The 4,602-nt window shown below is 75.3% G+C and carries 1 pseudogene; it reads left to right on the top strand.

Going from position 1 to position 4,602, the window contains the following annotated elements:
* Positions 1-4,602 (top strand): annotated as a pseudogene (locus ADL12_RS55020) (type I polyketide synthase); the annotation flags it as partial.

The following is a 4,602-nucleotide window of genomic DNA, read 5'->3' as shown; positions in this document are numbered from 1 at the left end:
ACCGGACACCTCGCCACCCCCGACCAACTCACCACCCCCGACTACTGGACCCACCACATCCGCCAAACCGTCCGCTACCACCACGCCATCCAGACACTGCGGGAACTCGGTGTCACCTTCGCCCTGGAACTGGGTCCCGACGCCACCCTGAGCGCCCTCACCCCGGACGCCGTCCCCGTGCTGCGCAAGGACCGCGACGAACGGCTGACACTGCGCACCGCGCTGGCCACCGCCCATACGCGCGGTGCTCGTGTCGACTGGGACGCTCTTTCGCCGAACACCCCGCCGGAGGCCGGACTCCCGACCTACCCCTTCCAGCGGGAGCGCCACTGGCTGCTGCCGCCGGCGGCCTCGGCGCGTGCCGAGGATCTCGGTCTCGACGCGACCGGGCACGCGCTGCTCGGCACGTCGGTCGAACGCGCCGACGACGGGAGCCTGCTGCTGACCGGGATGCTGTCCGCCGACGCGCCCCCGTGGCTGGCGGACCACCGGGTCCTCGGCCGGGTCCTGCTCCCCGCCACCGCGTTCGTCGACCTGGCGCTCGCGGCCGGTGACCGCACCGGGACCCCCCGGCTGGACGAACTGACCCTGGAGGCCCCGCTGGTGCTGCCGGAGGCGGGGCACGGCGGCGTGCAGGTGCAGCTGACCGTGGGCGCGCCCGACGAGAGCGGTACGCGTCCGCTCACCGTGCACGCCCGGCCCGCCGACGGCGGTCGATGGACCCGGCATGCCGGCGGCCTGCTGTCCGCCGGGGGCGGTCCGGCCGCGCCGGCGCCGTTCACCGCGTGGCCGCCGGAGCGGGCGGAACCGATGGACGTCGAGGCGCTGTACGTCCGCCTCGACGACCTGGGGTACGGGTACGGTCCGGCCTTCCGGGGTGTCCGGGCGGCCTGGCGGCGCGGCGACGAGCTCTTCGCCGAGCTCGTGCTGCCGGACACCGAGGCGGCGGAGGCATCCGGGTTCCGCGTGCATCCCGCGCTGCTGGACGCGGCGCTCCATCCACTGGTCGCGCAGGCCGCGGAGGGTTCCGGCGGGCCGGCGCTGCCGTTCTCCTGGTCGGGCGTCGATCTGCACGCGACGGGCGCCACCATGCTGCGGGTCCACTGGTCGGCGGGCCGGCTGACGGCCGTGGACGCCGCCGGACACCCTGTGCTGTCGGCCGAGGCCCTCGTACTGCGGCCGGCCGGTGAGCGGCAGTTCGGTGCTGCCGGCCGGTCTGCCGATCCGTACCGGATCGCCTGGGTTCCCGTCGGTTCGGCTCTCCCGGTCCGGGATGAGGAGGCCACGGTCGCGCTGGTCGACGAGCTCGGTGAGCTGCCCGCAAAGGAGCCCGTGCCCGCCGTGGTCGCGTTGCCGGTGCCGCCGGGCCGCGCGGCGGCCGCCCACGCGCTCGACACCGTGCGCACCTGGCTGGCCGACGCACGCTTCGAGGAGTCCACGCTGCTGTTCCTCACCCGTGGTGCCGAGGGCAGCGATCCGTGGGCGGCCACGGTGTGGGGCCTGGTGCGTTCCGCCCAGTCCGAGCACCCCGGCCGCTTCGCGGTGGCCGACCTGCCCGAGGACCTCGACGAGGTGGGCCGACTGCTGCCCGCGCTCGCCAACGCCTGCCTGCACGAGCCCCAACTCTCCGTTGTCCAAGGTGAGTTGCGCGTGCCGCGACTCGTCCCGGACGGGGCGGGCACCGTGGACGGCGCCGAAGACACGGCCGCCCCCGGGCTCGGCCGGACCGACCGCACGATCGTGGTCACGGGAGCCAACGGCGGCCTGGGCCGGCTTCTCGTACGGCATCTCGTCGCGCGGTACGGCGTACGCCATCTGCTGCTGCTCAGCCGCCGTGGTGCGCAGGCACCCGGCGCGGCCGACGTGGCGGCCGAACTGGCCGAGTCGGACTGCTCGGTGGAGTTCGCGGCCTGCGACGTGGCCGATCGGAACGCTCTCGCCCGGGTCCTCGACGGGATACCGGCCGACCGCCCGATCGGCGCCGTCTTCCACCTCGCGGGCCTGCTCGACGACGGCACCGTGGAGACGCTGACCGAGGACCGGCTGAACGCCGTGCTGCGGCCCAAGGCGGACGCCGCCCGCCACCTTCACGACCTCACGCTGGACGCGGACCTGTCGGCGTTCGTGCTCTTCTCCTCCGTCACCGGCGTGGTCGGCACCCCGGGACAGGCCAACTACGCGGCCGCGAACGCCTTCCTGGACGCACTCGCCCGGCACCGCCACGCCCTGGGGCTGCCCGCCACCGCGCTGGCCTGGGGCCTGTGGGACACCGGCGACGGCATGGCGGGCGGGCTGGGCGCGGCGCAACGGGCGCGCTGGGCGAGCTCGGGGCTGGCAGCGCTCACCGCCGAGGAGGGGCTCGCACTGCTCGACGCGGCCCTGGAGAGCGGGCGACCGGCGCTGGTTCCGGTGCGCGTGGACGCCGCCGCCCTGCGCGAGCGAGCCGCGGAGGGTGTGCTTCCGGCTCCGCTGCGCGAGCTCGTCCGGGCGCCGCTGCGCCAGGCCGTCGCCGTCGGCGCCGCGGGTGGTGCGGCGGCCTGGGCCGAACGCACGGCCGCGTTCGACGAGCCCGATCGGGAGCGCCTCGTCGGGGAGTTGGTCCTCGGCACGGTCGCCGCCGTGCTCGGCCACGCCGACTCGGCGACGGTCGACGGTGCCCGCGCTTTCCGCGACCTCGGCTTCGACTCGCTCACCGGCGTCGAACTGCGCAACCGCCTCACCGCGGCCACCGGTCTGCGGCTGCCCGCCACCGCGGTCTTCGACCATCCGTCCCCGCAGGCGCTCACCGCCTTCGTCCTGTCGCTGCTGCCCGGCGCCGAACGGGAGCACGGAACCACCACGGCGGGCCCGGTGCCCAGTGCCCCGGTACCCGTCGCCGACGAGCCCGTCGCGATCGTCGGCATGGCCTGTCGCTATCCGGGCGGCGTCGCCTCCCCCGAGGACCTGTGGCGGCTGGTGGCGGACGGGACCGATGCGATCTCCGGCTTCCCCGCCGACCGGGGCTGGAACCTGGCCGGCCTGTACGACCCCGACCCCGACCGCATCGGCACGTCGTACACCCGCCACGGCGGATTCCTGCACGAGGCCGGCGACTTCGACGCCGAGTTCTTCGGGATCAGCCCGCGCGAGGCCCTGGCGACCGACCCGCAGCAGCGGCTGCTGCTGGAGACCGCGTGGGAGACCTTCGAGCGCGCGGGCATCGAACCCGCGGCGGTGCGCGGCTCCCGCACCGGGGTCTTCGCCGGTGTCATGTACAACGACTACTCAGTGGCGCTGCCCGAGGTCCCGGAGGAGCTGGAGGGCTATCTCCTCACCGGGAACACGTCCAGCGTGGTCTCCGGACGGCTCTCCTACACGTTCGGTCTGGAGGGACCGGCGGTCACCGTCGACACCGCCTGCTCGTCCTCCCTGGTCGCCCTGCACCTCGCGGCCCAGGCCCTCCGCCAGGGCGAGTGCGACCTGGCGCTCGCCGGCGGAGTCACCGTGATGGCGCGGCCCGACACGTTCGTCGAGTTCAGCCGCCAGCGCGGGCTCTCCGCCGACGGCCGCTGCAAATCGTTCGCGGCGGCGGCCGACGGCACCGGCTGGAGCGAAGGCGCCGGCGTCCGACGCCCGCCGCAACGGCCACCAGGTCCTCGCGCTGCTCCGCGGCTCCGCCGTCAACCAGGACGGCGCCAGCAACGGCCTCACCGCACCCAACGGTCCCGCGCAGGAGCGCGTCATCCGCCAGGCCCTGGCCGGTGCGCGGCTTGCCCCCGCGGACGTGGACGCCGTGGAGGCACACGGCACGGGCACCCGCCTCGGCGACCCCATCGAGGCACAGGCCCTCATCGCGACGTACGGACAGGGCCGGGGCGAGGCCGCGCCGCTGTGGCTGGGATCGCTCAAGTCGAACATCGGGCATGCGCAGGCGGCCGCCGGGGTGGGCGGCATCATCAAGATGATCATGGCGATGCGGCACGGGACGCTCCCCCGCACCCTGCACGTCGACGAGCCCACCCCGCACGTCGACTGGACGGCCGGCGCCGTCGAACTCCCACCGACTCCGTGCCCTGGCCCGCGCACGACCGGCCCCGCCGGGCCGCCGTGTCCTCCTTCGGCATCAGCGGCACCAACGCCCACGTCATCCTCGAACAGCCCGAGGAGCAGTCCGCCGAACCGGCCGGGGAACCCGCCGCGCACGACGGCCCGGTGCTGCTGCCGCTGTCGGCGCACTCGCCCGAGGCGCTGCGGGCGCAGGCCGGGCGGCTGTCGGCCCATCTCGCCACTCACCCGGGCCGGCTGCGCCCTGTCGCGGGCACGCTCGCGCGGGGGCGCGCGGCCCTGGAGCACCGGGCGGTCGTCCTGGCCGTTGGGCCGGAGGCACAGGAGGAGGCCGCGCACGCGCTTCGGGCGCTGGCGGCGGGCGAGGAGCACGCGGCGGTGGCGCGGGGTGTCGCCTCAGGTCCCGTGCGTACGGCTTTCGTCTTCACGGGGCAGGGCAGCCAGCGCGCCGGGATGGGTCGCGAACTGTACGCCGCCGAGCCCGAGTTCGCCGCCGCCTTCGACGAGGCCTGCGCCGCCCTCGACCCCCACCTCGACCACCCCCTCAAAGACATCGTC

The organism is Streptomyces regalis (genome assembly GCF_001509475.1).
GTDB classification, from domain to species: Bacteria; Actinomycetota; Actinomycetes; order Streptomycetales; family Streptomycetaceae; genus Streptomyces; species Streptomyces regalis.
This window is presented reverse-complemented; position numbering and strand designations above follow the sequence as displayed.